The organism is Streptomyces sp. SP17BM10, from assembly GCF_036322405.1.
In the GTDB taxonomy this organism is placed as follows: domain Bacteria; phylum Actinomycetota; class Actinomycetes; order Streptomycetales; family Streptomycetaceae; genus Kitasatospora.
The window spans coordinates 1-402 of the sequence record NZ_JAQYXB010000179.1 but is presented as its reverse complement, the minus strand read 5'-3'; the positions used below and the strand labels follow the sequence as shown (position 1 = coordinate 402).

The 402-nt window shown below is 64.9% G+C and carries 1 protein-coding gene; it reads left to right on the top strand.

Features of this window, described 5'->3' with window-relative positions:
* Positions 1–200: 200 nt before the first annotated feature.
* A partial coding sequence (locus tag PUR71_RS40870; protein WP_329924295.1) for a hypothetical protein occupies positions 201–402 on the top strand: 202 nt, incomplete at its 3' end.

Genomic DNA, 402 nt, shown 5'->3' with positions numbered 1-402 from the left:
GGTTGGGGGGGGGGGGGGTGGGGGGGGGGGGGGGGGGTGGGGGGGTGTGTTGTGGGGGGGGGGGGGGGGTGGGGGGTGGGGGGGGCCCCATATCCTATTTTTGTCGAGTGGGGGGTGTGGGGGGGGGGTGGGGGGGGGGGGGGGGGGTGGGGGGGGTTGGGTGTGTTGTGGGGGGGTTGGGTTTTGGTGGGGGGGGGTGGGTGGGTGGGGGGGGGGTGGGGGGGGGGGGGGGGGGGGGGTTGGTTTTTTGGTGGTGTGGGTTGTTGTGTTTTGTTTTGTGGGGGGGTGGCTGTGGGGGGGGGGTTTTGTGTTTGTTTTTTTTTTTGGTGTTTTTTTTTTTTTTTTTGTTTGGTTTGTTTTGTTTTGTGTTTTTGTTGTTTTATGTGGCCCCGGCCCCCCCCC